The following is a 22,416-nucleotide window of genomic DNA, read 5'->3' as shown; positions in this document are numbered from 1 at the left end:
AACAGGGGGACGCACAGTTCCTTGCCGGGGAGATCAGTTGCTGCGCAAACGAGGGTATCAGTTGCCCAAACCGGCTGGCGCAAGTGCTACTCTCTCGCCGCTCTCAGGCCCTGCTGCGGCTATTTGCCGCGCACAAGGGCCGTTCGCCAAGAAAAAACGACCAGTTGCCAGTGGGCCAAGGTCGAGGGCGGTGAGCGCTTCATTCCTACGAGGGGAACACAACAATGAACAGCAGCATTACGGCCGGAGCCATTGCCAGCGCGCCCGGCTTCTTGTCCAAGGAGCGGATCATCGCCCGCCCGGGCTTCAACCGCTGGCTGGTGCCGCCAGCGGCCCTGGCCATTCACCTGTGCATCGGCATGGCCTACGGTTTTTCGGTGTTCTGGTTGCCGCTGTCGCAGGCCATCGGCATCAGTGCGCCAGTTGTCTGTTCGGAGCAGACCAACTTCCTGATGCGCATGTTCACCACCGAGTGTGACTGGCCGATTTCGATGCTCAGCTGGATCTACACGCTGTTCTTTGTCTTCCTGGGTTGCTCTGCAGCCATCTGGGGCGGCTGGCTGGAGCATGCCGGGCCGCGCAAGGCCGGGGTGGTATCGACCCTGTGCTGGTGCGGCGGCCTGCTGATTTCCGCCTTTGGCGTGTACACCCACCAGTTGTGGCTGATGTGGCTGGGCTCGGGGGTGATTGGCGGGATCGGCCTTGGGCTGGGCTACATCTCGCCGGTCTCGACCCTGATCAAATGGTTCCCGGACAAGCGTGGCATGGCCACCGGCATGGCGATCATGGGCTTTGGCGGCGGTGCCATGGTCGGTGCACCGCTGGCCGCCGCGCTGATGAACCACTTCGCCAGCGGGCAAGACGTCGGCGTCTGGCAGAGTTTCGTGGTGATGGCGGTGATCTACTTCGTGTTCATGCTCGGCGGCGCCCTGGCCTATCGCGTACCGCCTACCGGTTGGAAGCCTGAGGGCTGGAGCGCACCGCTGAAAAAAGCCAACAACGCGATGATCACCCATCGCCATGTACATGTCAGTGTGGCGTGGAAAACCCCGCAGTTTGTGCTGATCTGGCTGGTTCTGTGCCTGAACGTGTCGGCGGGTATCGGTATTCTCGGTATGGCTTCGCCGCTGTTGCAGGAAGTGTTTGCCGGCAAGCTGCTGGGTAACGACCTGAGCTTCAGCCAGCTCAATGCCGCGCAACTGGGCCAGATCGCGGCAATTGCCGCCGGTTTCACCGGCTTGCTGAGCCTGTTCAACATCGGTGGGCGCTTCTTCTGGGCGTCGTTCTCCGACTATATCGGGCGCAAGAACACCTATTTCGCCTTCTTCGCCCTGGGCGTGGCCTTGTATGCGCTGGTGCCGAACATGGGTCACCTGGGCAACATTGCCCTGTTCGTGGCGGCGTTCTGCATCATCCTGTCGATGTACGGCGGTGGCTTTGCCACGGTGCCGGCGTACCTGGCCGACCTGTTCGGCACGCAGATGGTCGGTGCCATTCACGGTCGCCTGCTGACCGCCTGGGCCGCGGCCGGGGTGCTGGGCCCGGTGCTGATCACCTACCTGCGCGAGTACCAGCTGGCGCTGGGCGTGCCACGGGCGGCGGCCTACGACATCACCCTGTACATCCTCGCCGGGCTGCTGGTGCTGGGCTTTATCTGCAACGCGCTGGTCAGGCCGGTGGCTGACAAGTACTTCATGACTGACGCCGAGCTGGCTGCCGAGCGGGCCCTGAGCCACGACCAGGGCAGCGTCAGTGAGCGGGTACTGGAGTGGAAGGCGGATCCGGCCAGCAAGCCCCTGGTGCTGGTGGCCTGGCTGCTGGTCGGGGTGCCGCTGGCCTGGGGTATCTGGGTGACGCTGCAGAAAACTGCGGTGTTGTTCAATTAGAGGTATCGCGGGTCATGTGGGAGCGGCGGTGCGACGACTCGACTTGCCCCGCGATTGAGTGTAGACCTCATCGCGGGGCAAGCCCGCTCCCACAGAAATAGCTGAAAATTGCCAGATCCCAGGTAAATTCCCTGCCACGCGTCATCTGCGTTTCAAGCTGTGCGCTTCTGGGCCTATAATGATCACCTTTTTCGCCCAATGATTTTGCGGAGCTGGTGATGGTCGAACGTAAGGCTTCCGTCGAGCGCAATACTCTGGAGACCCAGATCAAGGCCTCGATCAACCTGGATGGCAGCGGCAAGGCCCGATTCGATATCGGTGTGCCTTTCCTTGAACATATGCTCGACCAGATCGCCCGACATGGGTTGATCGACCTCGATATCGAATGCAAGGGCGACCTGCATATCGACGATCACCATACTGTCGAAGACGTCGGCATCACCCTGGGCCAGGCCTTCAACCAGGCCATCGGCGACAAGAAGGGCATCCGCCGCTACGGCCATGCCTATGTACCGCTGGACGAAGCGCTGTCGCGGGTAGTCATCGACTTCTCCGGCCGCCCGGGCCTGCAGATGCACGTGCCGTACACCCGCGCCTCGGTGGGTGGCTTCGATGTCGATCTGTTCCAGGAGTTTTTCCAGGGCTTCGTCAACCACGCCAACGTCAGCCTGCACATCGACAACCTGCGTGGGCACAACACCCACCACCAGATCGAGACCGTGTTCAAGGCCTTCGGCCGCGCGCTGCGCATGGCCATCGAGCTGGATGAGCGCATGGCCGGGCAAATGCCATCGACCAAGGGTTGCCTGTAATGCAGACGGTTGCCGTTATCGACTATGGCATGGGTAACCTGCACTCGGTGGCCAAGGCCCTTGAGCACGTAGGCGCCGGCAAGGTCCTGATCACCAGTGACGCTGATGTGATTCGCGAAGCTGACCGCGTGGTGTTCCCGGGTGTCGGCGCGATCCGTGACTGTATGGCTGAAATCCGCCGCCTGGGCTTCGACAGCCTGGTACGTGAAGTCAGCCAGGACCGGCCGTTCCTCGGCATCTGCGTGGGTATGCAGGCGCTGCTCGATCACAGCGAAGAGAACGACGGCGTCGACTGCATCGGCCTGTTCCCGGGCAATGTGCGCTTCTTCGGCAAAGACCTGCACGAAGACGGCGAGCACCTCAAGGTGCCACACATGGGCTGGAACGAAGTCGCCCAGAGCATCGAGCACCCGCTGTGGCACAACATTCCTGACCTTGCACGCTTCTACTTCGTGCACAGCTACTACATCACCGCCGGCAAGCCGGGCCAGGTGGTCGGTCGCGGTCACTACGGCGTCGACTTCGCCGCCGCATTGGCCGAAGGCTCGCGTTTTGCCGTGCAGTTCCACCCGGAGAAGAGCCATACCCATGGCCTGCAGTTGCTGCAGAACTTCGCTGCCTGGGACGGGCGCTGGTAATGGGCAAGTCCAGGGCCAAGCCGCCGATCCTCACGCTGGCAGCGGAACAGGAACGCGAAGCGCTGGCGACCCTCAAGCGCTTTCTCGAAGACCGTTTCGAGCTGCAGCTGGGGTCGTTCGAGGTGGCTGAAGTCCTGGAACTGTTCACCAAAGAGATTGCCCCGCACTACTACAACAGGGCGATTTTCGATGTGCAGAACCACCTCAAGGAACGGTTCGAGAGCATCGAAAGCGACCTGTGGGCGCTCGAGAAGAACTGACTTTTCGAGCATCACTGTTTACCGAATAGACAGGTTTTGCAGATGCTGATTATCCCCGCTATCGATCTCAAGGACGGTGCTTGCGTACGCCTGCGCCAAGGCCGCATGGAAGACTCCACCGTATTCTCCGATGACCCGGTGAGCATGGCCGCCAAATGGGTTGAAGGGGGCTGCCGCCGGCTGCATCTGGTTGACCTCAATGGCGCCTTCGAAGGCCAGCCGGTCAACGGCGAGGTGGTCACCGCGATCGCCAAGCGCTACCCGAACCTGCCGATCCAGATCGGTGGCGGTATCCGTTCGCTGGAAACCATCGAGCACTACGTCAAGGCCGGCGTCAGCTACGTGATCATCGGCACCAAGGCGGTCAAGGAACCTGAGTTCGTCGCCGAAGCCTGCCGCGCCTTCCCGGGCAAGGTCATTGTCGGCCTGGATGCCAAGGACGGTTTCGTCGCCACCGATGGCTGGGCTGAAGTCAGCTCGGTGCAGGTCATCGACCTGGCCAAGCGTTTCGAAGCCGACGGCGTCTCGGCCATCGTCTACACCGACATCGCCAAAGACGGCATGATGCAGGGCTGCAACGTACCCTTCACCGCTGCCCTGGCTGCGGCCACGAAGATCCCGGTGATCGCCTCCGGCGGCATCCACAACCTGGGTGACATCAAGGCCCTGCTCGACGCCAAGGCACCGGGCATCATTGGCGCGATCACTGGCCGTGCCATCTACGAAGGCACCCTGGATGTCGCTCAGGCGCAAGCCTTCTGCGACAGCTACACAGGCTGAGGACTCCCACATGGCACTGGCCAAGCGCATCATCCCTTGCCTGGACGTGGATAACGGCCGGGTGGTCAAGGGCGTCAAGTTCGAGAACATCCGCGATGCCGGCGACCCGGTAGAAATTGCCCGGCGCTACGATGAACAAGGGGCTGACGAGATCACCTTCCTCGACATCACCGCCAGCGTCGATGGCCGTGACACCACCCTGCATACCGTCGAGCGCATGGCCAGCCAGGTGTTCATCCCGCTGACCGTGGGCGGTGGCGTACGCTGTGTGCAGGACATCCGCAACTTGCTCAATGCCGGTGCCGACAAGGTTTCGATCAACACCGCCGCAGTGTTCAACCCGGAATTCGTTGGCGAAGCGGCCGCGCATTTCGGTTCACAGTGCATCGTGGTGGCCATCGATGCCAAGAAGGTCTCGGGCCCGGGCGAAACCCCGCGCTGGGAAATCTTCACCCATGGCGGCCGCAAGCCGACCGGCCTGGATGCGGTGGAGTGGGCAAAGAAGATGGAAGGCTTGGGCGCCGGCGAGATCCTGCTGACCAGCATGGATCAGGACGGCATGAAGAACGGTTTTGATCTGGGTGTAACCCGGGCCATCAGCGATGCCCTGGGCATTCCGGTGATTGCTTCGGGTGGTGTGGGCAACCTGCAGCACCTGGCTGACGGGATTATCGAAGGCCATGCCAGCGCGGTGTTGGCGGCGAGCATCTTCCACTTCGGTGAGTACACGGTGCCGGAGGCCAAGGCCTTCATGGCCAAGCAGGGTATCGTCGTTCGCTGACGCTCCTCTATCGCGGGGCAAGCCCGCTCCCACTTGGTGGGAGCGGGCTTGCCCCGCGATGCTTTTTACCCCAGATTCTTGCCCAAGAGCGCGTGATACAGCTCGCTGTCACCAAGAATCCCCACCACCTTGTTACCTTCCTGAAGCACCAGCTTGTTGCCGGTCTGGTAACGGATCTGCAAGGCTTCGCGCATGCCGATATTGACGCTGACCAGGGTCGGTTTGCGGCCCAGGCCTTCCACCGCTTCCCCCGGTGCCCAGTTTTGCAGGTCCATGCCGTTGGCGCCCTGACGTGCGCCCTTGATGGTGTTGCCTTCGGCCAGGTCCAGCCAGGAGTCGCCGCCCGGGTCCAGGCATACCGAGCCGTTGATGCGCTTGCACTTGTCCAGGGTGCGCATCAGGCTGCGGCCGCACAGCACATTGAGCGGGTTGGTATGGGCGACGAAGGTGCGGACATACTCGTCGGCCGGGTTGAGAACGATCTCTTCGGGCCTGCTGTACTGAATGATCTTGCCGTCTTTCATGATTGCGATGCGGCTACCCAGTTTCAGCGCTTCGTCCAGGTCATGGCTGACGAACACGATGGTTTTGCTCAGTTTGCGCTGCAGCTCCAGCAGCTCGTCCTGCAGGCCCTGACGGATCAGCGGGTCGAGGGCCGAAAAGGGTTCGTCCATCAGCAGGATGTCGGCATCCATGGCCAGCGCCCGGGCCAGGCCGACCCGCTGCTGCATGCCGCCCGACAGCTCGTCGGGCTTTTTGTTGCGCCACTGGGTCAGGCCCACCAGTTCGAGTTTCTCATCGACCAGCTTGCGCCGTTCCTTCTCCGGGCGGCCCTGCATTTCCAGGCCGAAGCTGATGTTTTCGCGCACCGTCAGCCAGGGCATCAGGGCGAACTTCTGGAACACCATGGCGATGCGCTTGGTGCGCATCATCTTCAGTTCCGCCGGGGTGCAGTGGGCGATGTCGATGTGCGAGCCTTCGTGTTCGACAAACAGCTTGCCGCGGCTGACAGTGTTGAGGCCGTTGATGCAGCGCAGCAGGCTGGATTTGCCCGAGCCGGACAGGCCCATCAGTACGCAGATCTCGCCTTTGTTGATATCGAGATTGGCTTTCTCTACCCCGACCACCAAGCCGGTCTTTTTCAGGATCTGCTCCCGCGAAAGGCCTTGGTCAAGCAGGCTCAGGGCCTCGCGCGGTCGGCTGGAGAAGATAACGTCTACGTCTTCGAAGCGAATAATGCTCATGCTTCACTCCTTACCGGCGCGTCGGGTTGTTTGCAGATGCGGTCGAGCATGATTGCCAGCAAGACAATTGCCAGACCCGCTTCAAAGCCCAGGGCGATATCGGCGGTGTTCAATGCGTTGACCACGGGTTTGCCCAGGCCGTCGGCACCCACCAGCGCCGCAATGACCACCATCGACAGCGACAGCATGATGCATTGGGTCACGCCGGCGGCGATGCTCGGCATGGCGTGGGGCAGTTCGATGCGCGACAGCAACTGGCGGCGGGAGCAGCCAAAGGCCTTGCCGGCATCGAGCAGCTCCTGGGGCACGTCACAGATGCCCAGGTAGGTCAGGCGGATCGGTGCGGCGATGGCGAACACCACCGTCGAGATCAGCCCGGGCACCACCCCCAGGCCGAACAGGGTCAGGGTCGGGATCAGGTAGACGAAGGTAGGTACCGTCTGCATCAGGTCGAGGACCGGGCGCATCGCGGTGTAGAACATCGGCTTGTGCGCGGCGAGGATGCCCAGCGGCACCCCGATGGCCACGCAGACCAGGGTGGCGAACAGCACCTGGGCCAGGGTCTCCATGGTCTCCTGCCAGTAACCGAGGTTGAGGATCAGCAAAAATGACAGTACGCAGAATGCGGTCAGCGCCCATTTGCGCTGGATCAGGTGCGCGATCACTGCAATCAGGCCGATCAGGACGAAGGGATTGAACCAGGTCAGCGCCCCGGTCACACCGTGAATCATGTATTCCAGTGCCGCCGCGAAGGCATCGAAGTAGTTGGCGCCGTGTTGCGTCAACCATTCAACGAAGCCTGCGATGTACTGGCCCAGAGGGAGTTTTTCATCGATCAGCATGATAGCGAGCATCCACCTGCAAAAGTTTGAAGACTCACCTGCGGCGGGGCCAGCCCGCCGCAGGCAGTGCTTACTGCGTGAGTTTGGCTTTGGCTGCCTCCAGGCCAGGCTTGCCATCTACGGTGGTGACCCCGGCCAGCCAGGTGTCGAGCACCTGGGGGTTGTTTTTCAGCCAGGCCTTGGCGGCAACGTCGGGTTTCATCTTGTCGTCCAGGACATTGCCCATCAGCTTGCTTTCCATGTCGAGGGTAAAGGACAGGTTTTTCAGCAACTGGCCAACGTTGCTGCATTCTTGCGCATAGCCCTTGCGGGTGTTGGTGAGGACAGTGGCCTTGCCATATTCGGGGCCGAAGAAGTCATCGCCGCCGTCCAGGTATTTCATCTTGAAACGGGTGTTCATCGGGTGCGGTTCCCAGCCCAGGAACACCACGGCGGTGTCACGGCGCTGGGCGCGTTCCACTTGCGAGAGCATGCCGGCCTCGCTGGACTCGACCACCTTGAAGCCGGCGTCCTTGAGGCCGAAGGCGTTCTTGTCGATCATGCTCTGGATGGTACGGTTGCCGTCGTTGCCCGGTTCGATACCGTAGATCTTGCCGTCCAGTTCCTTCTTGAACTTGGCAATATCGGCGAAGTTCTTCAGGCCCTTGTCGTACAGCGCCTGGGGCACCGCCAGGGTGTACTTGGCGTTCTCAAGGTTGGCCCGCACGGTTTCCACGGTGCCGGCATCACGGTACTGCTTGATGTCGTTCTCCATAGTCGGCATCCAGTTGCCGAGGAACACGTCCATGTTCTTGCCATCGGCCAGCGACTTGTAGGTCACCGGGACCGAAATCATCGTGGTCTTGGTTTTGTAGCCCAGCGACTGGAGCACGACGCTGGTGACCGCGGTGGTCACGGTGATGTCGGTCCAGCCAACATCGGAGAAGTTGACGGTGTGACACTGCTCAGGCTCGGCGGCCTGGGCCAGCACCGGCAGACTCAGCACTGCGGCCAGCAATAGCGAGGGTGAACCTTTCATTCGATGGACTCCTGGTTTTTTTTCGGATGTCCCATGGGACCGCCGTGCTTTATGGTTTGCATTCGGTCGGGCCTGACTATCGGGCGATAGCGGGACGGCTGCCGTGCAATCGAGTCGATACCGATCATCTAACAGCGAAAATCAAACGCCTACAGGGTGCGTCGTATCCAGTACAGACAGGGTCGCATCCAGTGTCGATGAGGTCGTTTACAGGTTTATCCCACCCGGTAAACGCAGTTTCGACACCTGTGCACCGCAAAAAAACGGCGCACGGGCACGGCTGTCAGTTGGCGGCGTTGCTGGGCAAGAACGCGTCGGTTGCAGACGTCAGAAGTCCTGACAAAAGCCTGATGATGCGCGGAATCGGCGGATTGCCGCCTATTTAGCGTAGCAGTTGCGGCGCCCTTGGCTTGGGCTGCGGGGCCGCCTACTCAGGAGGTAGATGGCATGGCCATCAGTGTGTTCGACCTGTTCAAGATCGGCGTTGGCCCATCCAGTTCCCATACCGTCGGGCCCATGCGCGCGGCAGCGCTGTTCGTCCAGGGCCTGGGCCTGCGCGACGAGCTGGAACAGGTACGGCGTATTGAAGTTCGCCTGTACGGCTCGCTGTCGGCCACCGGTATCGGCCATGGCAGCGACAATGCGGTGATCATGGGCCTGATGGGCGAGTGGCCGGACGCCATCGACCCTGCGCAGATCGGCCCGCGCATCGCTGCCCTGCGCGAAACAGACACCTTGCTGCTCGATGGCCGGCTGCCAGTCGGCTTCGTCTGGGCCCGCGACATGCTGCTGCTCGACGAGAATCTGCCGTACCACCCCAACGCCATGACCCTGATTGCCGAAGGCGCCGCTGGCGAGCTGCACCGCGATACCTATTACTCGGTGGGTGGCGGCTTCGTTGTCGATGCGGCCCAGGCTGCAAGCGGCGTGCTTGACGCGGACAACACCGTGTTGCCCTACGACTTCGACAGCGCAGTGCAACTGCTGGAGCTGTGCAAGCAAAACGACCTGCGTGTGTCGCAATTGATGATGGAAAACGAGAAGGTCTGGCGCAGCGAAGCGGAAATTCGTGCCGGCCTGTTGAAGCTGTGGCGCGCCATGCAGGACTGTGTCGAAAACGGTCTCAAGTACGAAGGCATCCTGCCCGGCGGGCTCAATGTGAAACGCCGCGCGGCCAAGCTGCACCGCAGCCTGCAGGAGTTGGGCAAGCCCAATGTGATCGGCTCGACCCTGAGCGCCATGGAGTGGGTCAACCTCTATGCCCTGGCGGTCAACGAAGAGAATGCCGCTGGCGGGCGCATGGTCACCGCGCCCACCAATGGCGCGGCGGGGATCATTCCGGCAGTGCTGCACTACTACATGCGCTTCAGCGACGAAGTCAGCGAGGCCAACGTTGTCGACTTCTTCCTCGGTGCGGCGGCGGTGGGCATCCTGTGCAAGAAGAACGCTTCGATCTCCGGTGCCGAAGTCGGTTGCCAGGGGGAGGTTGGTTCGGCTTGCGCCATGGCCGCAGCCGGCCTTGCCGAAGTGCTCGGGGCGACGCCGGGGCAGCTGGAAAACGCCGCCGAGATCGGTCTTGAACACAACCTGGGGCTGACTTGCGACCCGGTCGGCGGGCTGGTGCAGGTACCGTGTATCGAGCGCAATGCGATAGCCGCGGTCAAGGCCATCAACGCCGCGCAGATGGCCTTGCGCGGTGATGGCGAACACTTCATCTCTCTGGATCGGGTCATTCGCACCATGCGTGATACCGGCGCCGACATGCACGACAAGTATAAGGAAACCTCGCGCGGGGGCCTTGCGGTCAGCGCCATCGAATGTTGAATCGACGAAGTGGCCTGCGCCGTTTTCGTTCACCCTCGAGCTGTGCGCTGCCTTTCGGCGCGCAGGTCGACTCTACCTCGGGCAATCGGCTGTCACCCCCGCGCCTGGCGCCTTGGGTGACAGTTGCCGCTGTCGTTTCTGGGCATCCTTCACACAAGTGCTACCGAATTGCTCACGCGTCCTACAGACCGGCACTAGGCCGGTCGTTTGCGTTTATAACCGGGTGTGGGAACAAGGGCCATATAGACGTGGCGCGACGTCGTTTTTGGGTTTTATTGAATGGCCATTCAATTTCCGGCATGGCATTTGCGTTGTGATTGGCAAAGCCCCTGCATCCGAATGGGGGCCGTGACAAAAAAGCCCGTGCCTGCCTGAGGCACAACCTGCATTGTGTGAGGAGATATCGCGATGACGTCGTACAACTCCGGGACCCCAACCCAGAACCGCACACCTCAATCCATCGGCTTTCTGCTGTTGGACAATTTCACGCTGATTTCCCTTGCTTCCGCTGTTGAGCCACTGCGCATGGCCAACCAGTTGTCCGGCCGCGAGCTGTACCGCTGGAGCACGTTGAGCGTGGATGGTGGCCAGGTCTGGGCCAGCGACGGCTTGCAGATCACCCCCGATGCAGCCATGCACAAGGCACCGGCCATGGACACCGTAATTGTCTGCGGTGGTATTGGCATTCAACGCACCGTGACCCGCGAGCACGTCACCTGGCTGCAGAGCCAGGCGCGCCAGTCCCGTCGCCTGGGTGCGGTGTGCACCGGCAGTTGGGCCCTAGCCTGCGCCGGCCTGCTCGACGGCTTTGATTGCAGCGTGCACTGGGAATGCCTGGCGTCCATGCAGGAAGCTTTTCCGCGGGTGAGCATGAGCACCCGCTTGTTCACCCTCGACCGTAACCGTTTCACCAGCTCCGGCGGCACTGCGCCGCTGGACATGATGCTGCACCTGATCAGCCGTGACCATGGCCGCGAGCTGTCGGCGGCGATCTCCGAGATGTTCGTCTACGAGCGCATCCGCAACGAACAGGATCACCAGCGTGTGCCGCTCAAGCACATGCTTGGCACCAACCAGCCCAAATTGCAGGAAATCGTTGCGCTGATGGAAGCCAATCTGGAAGAGCCGATCGACCTGGACGAACTGGCTGTTTATGTGTCGGTGTCGCGGCGCCAGCTTGAGCGCCTGTTCCAGAAGTACCTGCACTGCTCGCCGTCGCGCTACTACCTGAAGCTGCGCCTGATCCGCGCCCGGCAACTGCTCAAGCAGACGCCGATGTCGATCATCGAAGTGGCCTCGGTGTGTGGCTTCGTGTCGACGCCGCATTTCTCCAAGTGCTACCGCGAATACTTCGGCATTCCGCCGCGTGACGAGCGTGTGGGCTCCAATACCGCCCAGCAGGTGGCGATGATGCCGATCCCGCAGGCCCTGGTGCTGTCGCCGCTGGCCGGGCCGATGTCAGCCTTGAGCCAGGCGCGCAATGAGTCGACCTTTGCCAGTGTGAGGCTCTAGGGCAGGGTGGAGTTATCGCGGGGCAAGCCCGCTCCCACAGGATGTTCTCCACCCTGTGGGAGCGGGCTTGCCCCGCGATGCTTCTAGCGATTCTGGAACTGCGCCAGCGCCGGCAACAGCTGCTGTTCGATGGCCTGGCGCACGGCCGGCAGAATGGTCGCGTTGCCGGTGTACATCTGCTCGACCATGCCCTTCAAGGCCTTGGCCCGCGGCTCGCTCAAGCCTCGTACCGCGTACTCACAGGCCTGCTCGGCACTGGCATCGGTGGGCATCTCGAAACCCAGGGCGCGCAGTTGCCCCAGCAGGTCGTCCTGATCAATCAAATCCGCATGCATCATGGTTGTTGTCCTTGTTTGCAGGTGTGATCGTCAGTCGATTCTGTGGGCACTGCCGCACTGCGGCAAGGACAGAATGTCGCAATGGCTGCTTTACCTAAGAGCAGGTCGTTTTCGGGTAAATCGACAGAGTAGGACTGCGGGCTTGCCCCGCGATAACGCTCTTATATTGGCAATCCAATCACCCGGCCAACAAACTCGGCCGCCGGCAGATCAACCTGCTCATCGACAATCCCCTGCAAGCGCTCCACTACGGCGGGCGCAAACGGCGCCGACCTTGGCCCCGCCAGGTCCACATGCAGCAGCATCTGTTCACTGGCCGCCAACGCCTCGTCGAATCCCTCGCGGTGCAGGCTGTGGTACAGATGCAAGCGCTTGCGGTCAAAGCCGATGATCTGGGTCTGCACCCAGACCTGGGTACCAAGCTTCACTTCGTGCAGGTAGTTCAAGTGACACTCCAGGGTGAACAGTGAATTGCCGCTGGCGCTGCGGTTTTCGCTGTCCAGGCCCATGCGGTCCATCAAGGCGTCGGTGGCATAGCTGAAAATCAGCAAGTAAAAGGCATCGCGCAGATGCCCGTTGTAGTCGACCCAGTCCGCCTGGACCGGGGTCTGGTAGGTGATCAATGCGGGCATCGTTGCACTCCGGTCAGTCGCAAAAAGCCATGCCGTGCTTGGCCTTGGTGGTTTTTACCGCATCCAGCACCGCCAGCAGGCAATCATCACGATAGCGCTCCAGCGCGCTGATGCTGCGTTCGCCCAGTTGTTCGCTGGTGCCCTCGACCACGGCGTCGATCAGGTCGTCGGTCAGCTGCGGGGCTGGCAGGTAGGTCCAGGGCAGTTGCAGTGCCGGACCGAACTGGGCCATGAAGTGGCGCATGCCGGCATCGCCACCGGCCAGGGTATAGGTCAGGAAGGTACCCATGAACGACCAGCGCAGGCCGGCGCCAAAACGAATCGCATCATCGATCTCGCCAGTCGTTGCCACACCGTCGTTGACCAGGTGCAAAGCTTCGCGCCAGAGCGCTTCGAGCAGGCGATCGGCGATAAAACCGGGCACTTCCTTGCGTACATGCAGCGGGCGCATGCCAAGGCGGGTATAGACGGTTTTCGCCGCTTCGATGGCTTCGGGCGCGGTCTTGTTGCCGCCGACGATCTCCACCAGGGGCAGCAGGTAAACCGGGTTGAACGGGTGGCCGACCACGCAGCGCTCGGGGTGGGTCGACGATTCGTAGAACTCGCTGGGCAACAGCCCCGAGGTGCTGGAGCCGATCAGCGCGTTGGGCTTGGCTGCGGCGCTGATCTTGCTGTGCAGCTCAAGCTTGAGCTCCAGGCGCTCGGGAGCGCTTTCCTGGATGAAGTCGGCATCGCCCACGCATTCCTCGATGGTCGCGACAAAGCGCAGCCGGTCCTGTGAGGCGCCGGTGGCAAGGCCTTGTTGCTCCAGGGCTGGCCAGGCGTTGGCAACACGTATACGCAAGGCCGCTTCGGCGCCGGGAGCCGGGTCCCAGGCGACTACGTCCAGGCCATGGGCCAGGGCGCGGGCCACCCAGCCGCTGCCGATTACGCCGCTGCCCAGGGCTGCAAAGGTCTTGATCTCGGTGATAAAGCTCATCGGTTTCTCCAGTAATCAGCGGCGGGTCAGGTTCATTTTGGCGCGGCCTTCGGCAGGGCTGAGGACCCGTGCGCCAAGGCGGCTGAGAATCTCGCTGGCGCGCTCCACCAGTTGGCCATTACTGGCCAGCACGCCTTTGTCCAAGTACAGGTTGTCTTCCAGGCCCACCCGCACATTGCCGCCCAGCAGTACCGCTTGCGCGGCCATCGGCATCTGCATGCGACCGATGCCGAAACCAGCCCAGGTCACGCCGGCCGGCAGGTTGTCGACCATGGCTTTCATGGTCGTGGTGTCGGCCGGAGCGCCCCAGGGAATGCCCAGGCACAGCTGGAACAGCGGATCGTCGAGCAGGCCTTCCTTGATCATCTGCCTGGCGAACCACAGGTGGCCGGTGTCGAAGATTTCCAGCTCGGCTTTGACGCCCAGTTCAGTGATGCGCTTGGCGCCCGCGCGCAGTTGCGCCGGGGTCGACACGTAGATGCTGTTGCCGTCGCCAAAGTTGAGGGTGCCGCAGTCCAGGGTGCAGATTTCCGGCAGCAGCGCCTCGACATGGGCCAGGCGTTCCAGTGGGCCGATCAGGTCGGTACCGGCGCCGAACTCCAGCGGCGTTTCGCCCGGGCCGATCTCCAGGTCGCCGCCCATGCCGGCGGTAAGGTTGACGATGATGTCGACGTCCGACTCGCGGATGCGCTCCATGACTTCGCGGTACAGCGCTACGTCGCGGCTGAAGCGGCCGGTTTGCGGGTCGCGGACGTGACAGTGGACCACCGTGGCGCCGGCTTTGGCGGCTTCCACGGCGGCTGCGGCAATCTGTTTCGGGGTGACCGGGACCAGGTGGCTCTTGCTGGCGGTGTCACCGGCGCCGGTCAGGGCGCAGGTGATGATGACGTCGTGGTTCATGTGCGGTTTCCTTCGGGCGAGTTGGGGCCATCGCGGGGCAAGCCCGCTCCCACAGGGGCTGTCAGTTGGCAGTCAGTTGCAGATTGTCGGCGGCCGGCTTGCCGTCAAAAGTGCTCACCCCTTCAAGCCAGCGCTTCTGGTCTTGCGGGTGATCCTTGAGCCACTGGCGGGCGGATTCGAGCGCGTCTTTATGCTCGAGCAGCGGTTGCATCATGCGGCTCTCGTCCTCGGCGCTGAAGGTCAGGTTGGTCAGCAACTGGTGGACGTTCGGGCAGCGCTGGGCGTAGTCCGGGGCAGTGACGGTCCACACCGTGGCGCGGCCTTCGTCCGGGCCCAGGGCGCCTTCGCTGCCGCTGAGGTAGGCCATGTCGATGTTGACGTTCATCGGGTGCGGCGCCCAGCCGAAGAACACCACCGCCTCGTTGCGCCGCACCGCGCGGTCGACGGCGGCGAGCATGCCGGCCTCGCTCGACTCGACCAGCTGGAATTTGCCCAGGCCGAACTGGTTCTTGCTGATCATCGCCTTGATCTGGGTGTTGGCGCCGGAGCCTGGCTCGATGCCGTAAATCTTGCCGCCCAGCTCCTTCTCGAATTTGGCGATGTCGGCAAAAGTCTTCAGGCCCTTGTCGGCCAGGTACTTGGGCACCGCAAGGGTCGCGCGGGCATCGTCGAGGCTGGGTTGGTCAAGCACCTTGACCTGCTTGGCATCGATGAAGGGGGTGATGGTCTGGGTCATGATCGGGTTCCAGTAGCCGAGGAACAGGTCCAGGCGCTGGTCGCGAATGCCGGCGAAAATGATCTGTTGCGAGGCACTGGTCTGCTTGGTCTTGTAACCCAGGCCATCGAGCAGAACCTGGGTCATGGCGCTGGTGGCCATCACATCGGTCCAGTTCACCACGCCAAGGCGCACGTTCTTGCAGGCGGCCGGTTCTGCGGCCATCACGTTGGTGCTGAGGATTGCGGTACCGACGAGCGTGAGCAGGCTACGACTGATCAATCTGTTCATGGTGGCTCCTCCAACGGCAGTTCTAATTGTTATAGGGGCGGCCTCTGCGTGCCGTGTGATCAAACTACGCGGGTGCCCTGGGTAAAAGTCGCACTCCAGCGACCGGCACTTGCACAGTGGCGACCAGCGCGCTATTAACCCAGCATCGGTGGCCGTCGAGTTGTCGCTATGCCCCAGGATTTCCATTTCTTGCTGTTGCCTGGCTTCTCCGCCATCGGCTTTATTTCCGCGATAGAGCCACTGCGGGTGGCCAACCGCTTTCGCGGTGAGCTGTACCGCTGGCAGGTGCTGAGTATGGATGGCGGTGCGGTGCAAGCCAGCAATGGCATGTCGGTCAATGCCGACGCTGCGCTACAGCCCCTGGGCAAGGGCGTGACGTTATTGGTGGTTGCGGGTTTCGAGCCGCTGCGCAGCTTCGGCCCGGCCCTGCAGCACTGGCTGCGCAAGCTCGATCATGAGGGGGTGGTGTTGGGCGGTATCGATACCGGCACTGTGGTGCTGGCCGAAGCCGGCCTGCTCGAGGGTCACCGGGTGACACTGCACTGGGAGGCGCTGGAAGCCTTCAAGGAAAATTACCCGCACTTGCAGGCGACTCAGGAACTGTTCGAAGTCGATCGCCGACGTATCACTTCGGCGGGCGGCACCGCCTCGATTGACCTGATGCTCGACCTGATTGCCCAGGCCCATGGCCCGGACCTGGCTATCCAGGTGTCGGAGCAGTTCGTGCTCGGGCGCATCCGCCCGCGCCAGGATCACCAGCGCATGCAGATCGCCTCACGCTACGGGATCAGCAACAAGAAACTGGTGCAGGTAATCGGCGAAATGGAGCGCAACACCGAACAGCCGCTCAACACCCTGGTGCTGGCGCAGGCGGTGCAGGTGACCCGACGCCAGCTGGAGCGGCTGTTCCGCCTGTACCTGCACGACACCCCCAGCGGCTTCTACCTGCGCCTGCGCCTGGACAAGGCCCGGCAACTGTTGCGCCAGACCGACCTGAGCGTATTGGAGGTGAGCATCGCCTGCGGTTTCGAGTCCTCGTCCTATTTCACCCGCTGCTACCGCGCGCGCTTTGCACGTTGCCCGCGAGAAGACCGCAAGGTCGCTGTCAGCGGCGGCTGAGCAGTAGGGCGCAGGCGGTTTTGTAGGCTTCGTGCTGGTACTTGTTCAACGAAGCAGGCAGCTCAAGGTTGTGCTTTTTGGCCTGGGCGCTGACGGTCTGTGGTGAAACCAGCTCCACCGTGCAATTGTCCAGCAACTGCAATACACCTTCGATCTTGAAGGTGGTCGGGCCGCCAGCGAAGTCGCCTTTCTTGCTGCGTTTCTTGATTGCCAGGTGGCTGATGCCATGCTCAGCGACAAATTGTCGGGCCTGGTTGGCAAAGGCTTTGACGTTGTCCGCCTGCTCGTCATCGTCCAGACCGAGTTTTTTCAGGGGCAGGGCCAGATGCACAGAGCTGGCACCGTCAAGCGTGGCAACGGCGAGCAGCGCTTCGCTGCCTTTGATTTCAATTCCGCAGATTTTCATGGGGGCAGTTGCTCTCCAGAAGTGGGTCTAGGCGGACCTGGCATTTTTGCCAGTATCGGCGCTAAACAATTGCGATCTATGGTGAGGCTCCTGTTCGAATAGGGCAAATTTCAAGGGAGCAATTTTCATGGCTACGCGGATCAGAAAGGAAATTCGGCAGCTTACCCCTGTTGAAGTAACCGGTTTAACCAGCGCTTTTCTTGAGCTGAAACGTCGAGGGGCATACGACAAGTATGTGCAGTGGCACCTTGATGCTATGGAGGCGACTTCACTGCCTGGAGAGCCCCCGTACAGCAGTTTTCGTAACCATGCCCACAGAGGGCCGGCCTTCCTGCCATGGCACCGCTGGTTTGTAAAAATGCTGGAAGATGAGCTGCGCACGGTAGGGTCGTTTAGTGACGGCACGCTACCGTATTGGGACTGGACGCTGGATAGCGCAAACCCGGAGGAGTCACCAATATGGGCTTCGAACTGGATGGGAGGTAATGGAGACCCGGAGAAGAACGACTTCATCCAGGACGGACCATTTTCCAATCCAGAAACTTGGCCGGTTGTTTTCCCACTTACTGAAGGTGCTAAGGAGCCACTGCGACGCAATTTTGGCAGACTCGCAAGCACGCTGCCCAATGCACAGGCCTTGGCAAGGGCCATGTCGCGCCCGCATTACTCTGAGCCTGGGCATTTTGGCGAGCAGTTCCAGATGGGTTTTTGCAATTACCTGGAAGGATGGGTTACCCCCAATGCCGACAGTGCCTTGACCGAGCCTGGCACCCAGTTGCACAACCGTGTGCACAACTGGATTGGCGGCAACATGGCGACGATGATGTCACCGGATGACCCGGTGTTCTTTCTTCATCACTGTTTTGTCGACAAAATCTGGGCGGACTGGCAAGCGGTCAGGGGACGGGACAACTATCAGCCCGAAGAAGGGGGCGCGTGGGGGCATAACCTCAATGACGATATGATTTATGGTCCGGGTGAGGGCGACACACGCAAGCGCTTGAGTGATGTGTTGGATATTGCGGCCTTGGGCTACGAATACTCGTCATCGGTAACCCCGCAGCCGCCAGTATCTGGATGGGAGCGTAGATTGAAGTACAACCCATATATGTAGGGTTACTGCAGGCCCAGCGATTGCAGGTATTCCGAGCGATCGTCGCTACGTTGGGCCAGGCAGGTGTTTTGCGCGGTGTCGAACGCCTTGCCGGGCTTGGCGTCGAAGGTCTCGACCTTGCAATCGGCGTCGCGCAACTGCTTCCAGATGGCCTCGGCGTCACGCAGGCGTTTGCTCAACTCGGCAACCTTGGCAGGCTGGCCGTCGTACTGCTCGCCAATGCGTTGCAGCAGGTCATCGAAAGCGGCACTGAGTTCACGTTCAGCGGTGGTGCGGCTGTACTTGGCGCATTCAAAGGTCTGCTGGTCGGTTTCGACGTTATCGCACGGGGTGCTTTCGTCGTCCTGGGCATGGGCGCCGAATGCCAGCAATACCAGGGCCAGCCCTACCATCGTTCTCATCTGCGACATCCTCCCAAAGCTTGCGCGAACATAGGCGCCGATTCTCGCTCAGCGCCGCAGCAAAGAACAGGGTAGCCGCTGCTGCGGTGCCCCTTTGTCGGCCTTTGACGCTTTCGGCAATTCCCCTGTCGTTTTTGCATCTGGGCGACATTGTCCCTAGGCATATGCTGGCCCCAAAGCGCCGGCAGACGATTCGGCGCAGGTTTCACCAATAAAGGGGACAGCCTGATGAGCCCAGCCGAATTACACGCCGACAGCATCGTTATCGACGGGCTGATCATTGCCAAATGGAACCGCGAACTGTTCGAGGACATGCGCAAGGGCGGCCTGACTGCGGCCAACTGCACGGTGTCGGTCTGGGAAGGCTTCCAGGCTACGGTCAACAACATTGCAGCCAGCCAGAAGCTGATCCGCGAGAACAGCGACCTGGTGATGCCGGTGCGCACCACTGCCGACATTCGCAAGGCCAAGGAGCTGGGCAAGACCGGCATCCTCTTCGGCTTCCAGAATGCCCATGCATATGAAGACCAGATCGGTTACGTCGAGGTGTTCAAGCAGCTGGGCGTGGGCATCGTGCAGATGTGCTACAACACCCAGAACCTGGTCGGCACCGGCTGTTACGAGCGTGATGGCGGTCTGTCGGGCTTCGGCAGGGAAATCGTCGCGGAAATGAACCGCGTCGGGGTCATGTGCGACCTGTCCCATGTCGGTTCGAAAACCAGCGAAGAAGTCATCCTCGAATCGAAAAAGCCGGTGTGCTACTCCCACTGCCTGCCCTCCGGGCTCAAAGAGCACCCGCGCAACAAATCCGACGAAGAGCTCAAGTTCATTGCCGATCACGGCGGTTTCGTCGGCGTGACCATGTTCGCGCCATTTCTGGCCAAGGGCATCGACTCGACCATCGATGACTATGCCGAGGCCATCGAATACACCATGAACATCGTTGGTGAAGACGCCATCGGTATCGGTACCGACTTCACCCAGGGCCATGGCCAGGACTTCTTCGAATACCTGACCCATGACAAGGGCTACGCCCGGCGCCTGACCAGCTTCGGCAAGATCATCAACCCGCTGGGCATCCGCACTGTGGGCGAGTTCCCCAACCTCACCCAGACCCTGCTAAAGCGCGGCCACAGCGAACGCGTGGTGCGCAAGATCATGGGTGAAAACTGGGTGAACGTCCTTAAAGACGTTTGGGGCGAGTAAGCCGCCAGCCACCGTCTTCCGACCCCTGCCAGCGGCGCAGGGGCAGCCAACCAAATTTTCTGGAGTTGAGTTTCCATGGCCAAGATCGCCCCGCAATTGCCTATCGAAGTCGACAGCGAAACCGGTGTCTGGACCAGCGATGCCCTGCCGATGCTGTACGTACCGCGGCATTTCTTCGTCAACAACCACATGGGTATCGAGGAAGTGCTGGGCGCCGACGCCTATGCCGAAATCCTCTACAAGGCTGGCTACAAGTCTGCCTGGCACTGGTGCGAGAAAGAAGCCGAATGCCACGGCCTGGAAGGCGTGGCGGTGTTCGAACATTACATGAAGCGCCTGTCCCAGCGCGGCTGGGGGCTGTTCAAGATCCAGGACATTGACCTCGACCAAGGCACCGCCAGCGTCAAGCTCGAGCATTCGGCATTCGTGTATGTGTACGGCAAGGTCGGGCGCAAGGTTGACTACATGTTCACCGGCTGGTTCGCCGGGGCCATGGACCAGATCCTGGAAGCCCGTGGCAGCAGCATTCGTACGGTCGCCGAGCAGGTCTACGGCGGTTCGCAAGAAGGCCACGACGACGGCCTGTTCATCGTCAAGCCGTTGTAAGTCGAGGAGCGCGCCATGGCTTTCGAAGCAATGTTCCAGCCGATCCAGATCGGCAAACTGACCATCCGCAACCGGGTGCTGAGCACTGCGCACGCCGAGGTCTATGCCACCGACGGCGGCATGACCACCGAGCGCTATGTGAAGTATTACGAAGAGAAAGCCAAGGGCGGCATCGGCCTGGCCATCTGCGGTGGCTCCTCAGTGGTGGCCATCGACAGCCCGCAGGAATGGTGGGCTTCGGTGAACCTGTCGACCGACCGCATCATTCCACACTTTCAGAACCTGGCCGATGCCATGCACAAGCATGGCGCCAAGATCATGATCCAGATTACCCACATGGGCCGCCGCTCGCGCTGGGACGGCTTCAACTGGCCGACCCTGATGTCGCCGTCCGGGGTACGTGAGCCGGTGCACCGTGCCACCTGCAAGACCATCGAGCCGGAAGAAATCTGGCGGGTGATCGGCAACTACGCGCAAGCCGCGCGCCGGGCCAAGGAGGGTGGTCTGGATGGTGTCGAACTGTCGGCCGTGCACCAGCACATGATCGACCAGTTCTGGAGCCCGCGGGTCAACAAGCGTACCGACGAATGGGGCGGCACCTTTGAGGGCCGCATGAAGTTCGGCCTGGAAGTGCTCAAGGCCGTGCGTGCCGAGGTGGGGCCGGACTTCTGCGTGGGCATGCGTATCTGCGGTGATGAGTTCCATCCCGATGGCCTCAGCCACGAAGACATGAAGGAAATCGCCAAGTACTACGATGCCACCGGCATGCTGGATTTCTTTGGTGTGATCGGTTCGGGTTGCGACACCCACAACACCCTGGCCAACGTTATCCCCAACATGAGCTTCCCGCCGGAGCCGTTCCTGCACCTGGCGGCCGGGATCAAGGAAGTGGTCAAGGTTCCGGTGCTGCACGCGCAGAACATCAAGGATCCCAACCAGGCCACGCGTATTCTTGAAGGTGGCTATGTCGACATGGTCGGCATGACTCGCGCGCACATCGCCGACCCGCACCTGATCGCCAAGATCAAGATGGGCCAGATCGATCAGATCAAGCAGTGCGTCGGCGCCAACTACTGCATCGACCGCCAGTACCAGGGCCTGGATGTGCTGTGCATCCAGAACGCGGCAACCTCCCGTGAATACATGGGCGTGCCGCACATCATCGAGAAAAGCACCGGGCTCAAGCGCAAGGTGGTGGTGGTCGGTGCCGGGCCTGCTGGGATGGAAGCGGCTCGGGTGGCGGCCGAACGTGGACATGACGTCACCCTGTTCGAGAAGAAGGACGCCATCGGCGGGCAGATCAGCATTGCCGCCAAGGCGCCGCAACGCGACCAGATCGCCGGTATTACCCGCTGGTACCAATTGGAGCTGGCACGCCTGAAGGTCGACCTGCGACTGGGCACTGCGGCTGACATCGACACCATCCAGGACCTGCGCCCGGATGTGATCGTGCTGGCGGTGGGCGGCCATCCGTTTATCGAGCAGAACGAACACTGGGGCGCCGCCGAAGGGCTGGTGGTCAGCAGTTGGGATGTGCTCGATGGCAAGGTGGCGCCAGGCAAGAACGTGCTGGTGTACGACACCATTTGTGAATTCACCGGCATGTCGGTGGCCGACTACATCGCCGACAAAGGCAGCCAGGTCGAGATCGTCACTGATGACATCAAGCCGGGCGTGGCCATTGGCGGTACGTCGTTCCCAACCTACTACCGCAGCATGTACCCCAAGGAAGTGATCATGACCGGCGACCTGATGCTGGAAAAGGTCTACCGCGAGGGCGACAAGCTGGTGGCGGTGCTGGAGAACGAATACACCGGTGCCAAAGAGGAACGGGTGGTCGACCAGGTGGTGATCGAGAACGGCGTGCGACCGGATGAGGCGCTGTACTACGGGCTCAAGGAAGGTTCGCGCAACAAGGGCCAGATCGATATCGAAGCGCTGTTCGCGATCAAGCCGCAGCCGATCCTCAGCCAGCCGGGCGAAGGCTACCTGCTGTATCGCATCGGTGACTGCGTGGCGCAGCGCAATACCCATGCTGCCATCTATGACGCCTTGCGCCTGTGCAAGGATTTCTGATCAGACTGCGGACTGCTGTGGGAGCGGGCTTGCCCC

23 protein-coding genes are annotated in these 22,416 nt (G+C 61.5%); 13 read left to right on the top strand and 10 right to left on the bottom strand.

What is annotated here, in order from left to right; all coding sequences use genetic code 11:
* The first annotated feature begins 224 nt into the window (after nt 1–224).
* The 6 genes from EXN22_RS25830 to hisF all read left to right on the top strand — a co-directional run bounded on the left by EXN22_RS25830 (nt 225) and on the right by hisF (nt 5,157).
* On the top strand, nt 225–1,886 hold the full coding sequence (locus EXN22_RS25830) for an OFA family MFS transporter (protein ID WP_130266686.1): 1,662 nt from the start codon (nt 225–227) through the stop codon (nt 1,884–1,886).
* 218 nt (nt 1,887–2,104) lie between these two features.
* Nucleotides 2,105–2,698: an imidazoleglycerol-phosphate dehydratase HisB gene (gene hisB / locus EXN22_RS25825; RefSeq protein ID WP_130266685.1), complete on the top strand. Its 594-nt coding sequence runs from the start codon at nt 2,105–2,107 to the stop codon at nt 2,696–2,698.
* Entirely contained in the window at nt 2,698–3,336 is a 639-nt protein-coding gene (gene hisH / locus EXN22_RS25820; protein ID WP_130266684.1) for an imidazole glycerol phosphate synthase subunit HisH, read from the top strand. The genes hisB and hisH overlap by 1 nt, the downstream gene beginning before the upstream one ends.
* A complete protein-coding gene (locus tag EXN22_RS25815; RefSeq protein WP_130266683.1) occupies nt 3,336–3,596 on the top strand; it encodes a DUF2164 domain-containing protein in 261 nt (86 codons plus the stop codon). The genes hisH and EXN22_RS25815 overlap by 1 nt, the downstream gene beginning before the upstream one ends.
* Before the next feature lie 42 nt (nt 3,597–3,638).
* Nucleotides 3,639–4,376 carry a 1-(5-phosphoribosyl)-5-[(5-phosphoribosylamino)methylideneamino]imidazole-4-carboxamide isomerase gene (gene hisA / locus EXN22_RS25810; protein ID WP_130266682.1) on the top strand — a complete coding sequence of 246 codons (738 nt, stop codon included), beginning with the start codon at nt 3,639–3,641 and terminating at the stop codon, nt 4,374–4,376.
* Nucleotides 4,377–4,386: 10 nt separating this feature from the next.
* Entirely contained in the window at nt 4,387–5,157 is a 771-nt protein-coding gene (gene hisF / locus EXN22_RS25805; protein WP_130266681.1) for an imidazole glycerol phosphate synthase subunit HisF, read from the top strand.
* Nucleotides 5,158–5,222: 65 nt separating this feature from the next.
* Here the strand turns inward: hisF and choV are convergent, their stop codons facing one another.
* From choV to EXN22_RS25790, 3 genes are all read right to left on the bottom strand, one after another.
* Entirely contained in the window at nt 5,223–6,401 is a 1,179-nt protein-coding gene (gene choV / locus EXN22_RS25800; RefSeq protein WP_130266680.1) for a choline ABC transporter ATP-binding protein, read from the bottom strand.
* Nucleotides 6,398–7,246 (bottom strand): choline ABC transporter permease subunit, encoded by an 849-nt coding sequence (choW, locus tag EXN22_RS25795; protein ID WP_176794313.1) that lies wholly within the window; start codon nt 7,244–7,246, stop codon nt 6,398–6,400. The genes choV and choW overlap by 4 nt, the downstream gene beginning before the upstream one ends.
* Before the next feature lie 67 nt (nt 7,247–7,313).
* A complete protein-coding gene (locus EXN22_RS25790) occupies nt 7,314–8,261 on the bottom strand; it encodes a choline ABC transporter substrate-binding protein (RefSeq protein WP_130266679.1) in 948 nt (315 codons plus the stop codon).
* Nucleotides 8,262–8,708: 447 nt separating this feature from the next.
* Between EXN22_RS25790 and EXN22_RS25785 the strand changes: the two genes are divergently transcribed.
* Both EXN22_RS25785 and gbdR read left to right on the top strand, forming a co-directional pair.
* Nucleotides 8,709–10,085 carry an L-serine ammonia-lyase gene (locus tag EXN22_RS25785; protein WP_130266678.1) on the top strand — a complete coding sequence of 459 codons (1,377 nt, stop codon included), beginning with the start codon at nt 8,709–8,711 and terminating at the stop codon, nt 10,083–10,085.
* Between the two features lie 408 nt (nt 10,086–10,493).
* A complete protein-coding gene (gene gbdR / locus EXN22_RS25780; protein ID WP_130266677.1) occupies nt 10,494–11,597 on the top strand; it encodes a choline metabolism transcriptional regulator GbdR in 1,104 nt (367 codons plus the stop codon).
* Nucleotides 11,598–11,680: 83 nt separating this feature from the next.
* Here the strand turns inward: gbdR and EXN22_RS25775 are convergent, their stop codons facing one another.
* From EXN22_RS25775 to choX, 5 genes are all read right to left on the bottom strand, one after another.
* Nucleotides 11,681–11,935 carry a hypothetical protein gene (locus EXN22_RS25775; RefSeq protein ID WP_130266676.1) on the bottom strand — a complete coding sequence of 85 codons (255 nt, stop codon included), beginning with the start codon at nt 11,933–11,935 and terminating at the stop codon, nt 11,681–11,683.
* Between the two features lie 161 nt (nt 11,936–12,096).
* Complete coding sequence (locus EXN22_RS25770; protein ID WP_130266675.1) at nt 12,097–12,567, bottom strand: thioesterase family protein; 471 nt, start codon at nt 12,565–12,567, stop codon at nt 12,097–12,099.
* A gap of 13 nt (nt 12,568–12,580) precedes the next feature.
* Nucleotides 12,581–13,546, bottom strand: coding sequence for an L-carnitine dehydrogenase (locus EXN22_RS25765; protein WP_130266674.1), 966 nt, complete (start codon nt 13,544–13,546; stop codon nt 12,581–12,583).
* 15 nt (nt 13,547–13,561) lie between these two features.
* A complete protein-coding gene (locus tag EXN22_RS25760; RefSeq protein WP_130266673.1) occupies nt 13,562–14,446 on the bottom strand; it encodes a BKACE family enzyme in 885 nt (294 codons plus the stop codon).
* Nucleotides 14,447–14,507: 61 nt separating this feature from the next.
* Nucleotides 14,508–15,452, bottom strand: coding sequence for a choline ABC transporter substrate-binding protein (gene choX, locus EXN22_RS25755; protein WP_130266672.1), 945 nt, complete (start codon nt 15,450–15,452; stop codon nt 14,508–14,510).
* Nucleotides 15,453–15,620: 168 nt separating this feature from the next.
* On the opposite strand from choX, the gene EXN22_RS25750 reads away from it, so the two are divergent.
* A complete protein-coding gene (locus tag EXN22_RS25750) occupies nt 15,621–16,571 on the top strand; it encodes a GlxA family transcriptional regulator (RefSeq protein ID WP_130266671.1) in 951 nt (316 codons plus the stop codon).
* Here the strand turns inward: EXN22_RS25750 and EXN22_RS25745 are convergent.
* The gene (locus EXN22_RS25745; protein ID WP_130266670.1) at nt 16,558–16,977 is read right to left on the bottom strand and encodes a DUF3010 family protein; all 420 of its coding nucleotides are present in this window, start codon (nt 16,975–16,977) and stop codon (nt 16,558–16,560) included. The genes EXN22_RS25750 and EXN22_RS25745 overlap by 14 nt on opposite strands.
* 127 nt (nt 16,978–17,104) lie before the next feature.
* Here EXN22_RS25745 and EXN22_RS25740 point away from each other — a divergent pair, with 127 nt between their 5' ends.
* Nucleotides 17,105–18,091, top strand: a complete 987-nt coding sequence (locus tag EXN22_RS25740; RefSeq protein WP_130266669.1) for a tyrosinase family protein — start codon at nt 17,105–17,107, stop codon at nt 18,089–18,091.
* Nucleotides 18,092–18,093: 2 nt separating this feature from the next.
* On the opposite strand, the gene EXN22_RS25735 is transcribed toward EXN22_RS25740, so the two are convergent.
* Complete coding sequence (locus EXN22_RS25735) at nt 18,094–18,492, bottom strand: lysozyme inhibitor LprI family protein (protein WP_130266668.1); 399 nt, start codon at nt 18,490–18,492, stop codon at nt 18,094–18,096.
* A gap of 228 nt (nt 18,493–18,720) precedes the next feature.
* Between EXN22_RS25735 and EXN22_RS25730 the strand changes: the two genes are divergently transcribed.
* The 3 genes from EXN22_RS25730 (at nt 18,721) to dgcA (ending at nt 22,380) form a co-directional block, all read left to right on the top strand.
* The gene (locus EXN22_RS25730; protein WP_130266667.1) at nt 18,721–19,698 is read left to right on the top strand and encodes a dipeptidase; all 978 of its coding nucleotides are present in this window, start codon (nt 18,721–18,723) and stop codon (nt 19,696–19,698) included.
* A gap of 75 nt (nt 19,699–19,773) precedes the next feature.
* The gene (locus EXN22_RS25725; protein ID WP_130266666.1) at nt 19,774–20,304 is read left to right on the top strand and encodes a 4-vinyl reductase; all 531 of its coding nucleotides are present in this window, start codon (nt 19,774–19,776) and stop codon (nt 20,302–20,304) included.
* 15 nt (nt 20,305–20,319) lie between these two features.
* Entirely contained in the window at nt 20,320–22,380 is a 2,061-nt protein-coding gene (dgcA, locus tag EXN22_RS25720; RefSeq protein ID WP_130266665.1) for a dimethylglycine demethylation protein DgcA, read from the top strand.
* The last annotated feature ends 36 nt before the right edge of the window (nt 22,381–22,416 follow it).

This window comes from Pseudomonas tructae (assembly GCF_004214895.1).
Lineage (GTDB): Bacteria > Pseudomonadota > Gammaproteobacteria > Pseudomonadales > Pseudomonadaceae > Aquipseudomonas > Aquipseudomonas tructae.
The sequence above is the reverse complement of the archived record's forward strand: the minus strand, read 5'-3'. Positions and strand labels throughout refer to the sequence as shown.

Excerpts from the sequence above, each read along its gene's own strand:
- EXN22_RS25730 (WP_130266667.1), top strand. The coding sequence starts at position 18,721 with ATGAGCCCAGCCGAATTACACGCCGACAGCATCGTTATCGACGGGCTG.
- EXN22_RS25765 (WP_130266674.1), bottom strand. The coding sequence starts at position 13,546 with ATGAGCTTTATCACCGAGATCAAGACCTTTGCAGCCCTGGGCAGCGGC.
- gbdR (WP_130266677.1), top strand. The coding sequence starts at position 10,494 with ATGACGTCGTACAACTCCGGGACCCCAACCCAGAACCGCACACCTCAA.
- hisH (WP_130266684.1), top strand. The coding sequence starts at position 2,698 with ATGCAGACGGTTGCCGTTATCGACTATGGCATGGGTAACCTGCACTCG.
- hisF (WP_130266681.1), top strand. The coding sequence starts at position 4,387 with ATGGCACTGGCCAAGCGCATCATCCCTTGCCTGGACGTGGATAACGGC.
- dgcA (WP_130266665.1), top strand. The coding sequence starts at position 20,320 with ATGGCTTTCGAAGCAATGTTCCAGCCGATCCAGATCGGCAAACTGACC.
- choX (WP_130266672.1), bottom strand. The coding sequence starts at position 15,452 with ATGAACAGATTGATCAGTCGTAGCCTGCTCACGCTCGTCGGTACCGCA.
- choV (WP_130266680.1), bottom strand. The coding sequence starts at position 6,401 with ATGAGCATTATTCGCTTCGAAGACGTAGACGTTATCTTCTCCAGCCGA.
- hisA (WP_130266682.1), top strand. The coding sequence starts at position 3,639 with ATGCTGATTATCCCCGCTATCGATCTCAAGGACGGTGCTTGCGTACGC.
- EXN22_RS25830 (WP_130266686.1), top strand. The coding sequence starts at position 225 with ATGAACAGCAGCATTACGGCCGGAGCCATTGCCAGCGCGCCCGGCTTC.
- EXN22_RS25760 (WP_130266673.1), bottom strand. The coding sequence starts at position 14,446 with ATGAACCACGACGTCATCATCACCTGCGCCCTGACCGGCGCCGGTGAC.
- EXN22_RS25750 (WP_130266671.1), top strand. The coding sequence starts at position 15,621 with ATGCCCCAGGATTTCCATTTCTTGCTGTTGCCTGGCTTCTCCGCCATC.
- EXN22_RS25745 (WP_130266670.1), bottom strand. The coding sequence starts at position 16,977 with ATGAAAATCTGCGGAATTGAAATCAAAGGCAGCGAAGCGCTGCTCGCC.
- EXN22_RS25775 (WP_130266676.1), bottom strand. The coding sequence starts at position 11,935 with ATGATGCATGCGGATTTGATTGATCAGGACGACCTGCTGGGGCAACTG.
- EXN22_RS25815 (WP_130266683.1), top strand. The coding sequence starts at position 3,336 with ATGGGCAAGTCCAGGGCCAAGCCGCCGATCCTCACGCTGGCAGCGGAA.
- EXN22_RS25740 (WP_130266669.1), top strand. The coding sequence starts at position 17,105 with ATGGCTACGCGGATCAGAAAGGAAATTCGGCAGCTTACCCCTGTTGAA.
- EXN22_RS25725 (WP_130266666.1), top strand. The coding sequence starts at position 19,774 with ATGGCCAAGATCGCCCCGCAATTGCCTATCGAAGTCGACAGCGAAACC.
- EXN22_RS25785 (WP_130266678.1), top strand. The coding sequence starts at position 8,709 with ATGGCCATCAGTGTGTTCGACCTGTTCAAGATCGGCGTTGGCCCATCC.
- EXN22_RS25790 (WP_130266679.1), bottom strand. The coding sequence starts at position 8,261 with ATGAAAGGTTCACCCTCGCTATTGCTGGCCGCAGTGCTGAGTCTGCCG.
- hisB (WP_130266685.1), top strand. The coding sequence starts at position 2,105 with ATGGTCGAACGTAAGGCTTCCGTCGAGCGCAATACTCTGGAGACCCAG.
- EXN22_RS25735 (WP_130266668.1), bottom strand. The coding sequence starts at position 18,492 with ATGAGAACGATGGTAGGGCTGGCCCTGGTATTGCTGGCATTCGGCGCC.
- EXN22_RS25770 (WP_130266675.1), bottom strand. The coding sequence starts at position 12,567 with ATGCCCGCATTGATCACCTACCAGACCCCGGTCCAGGCGGACTGGGTC.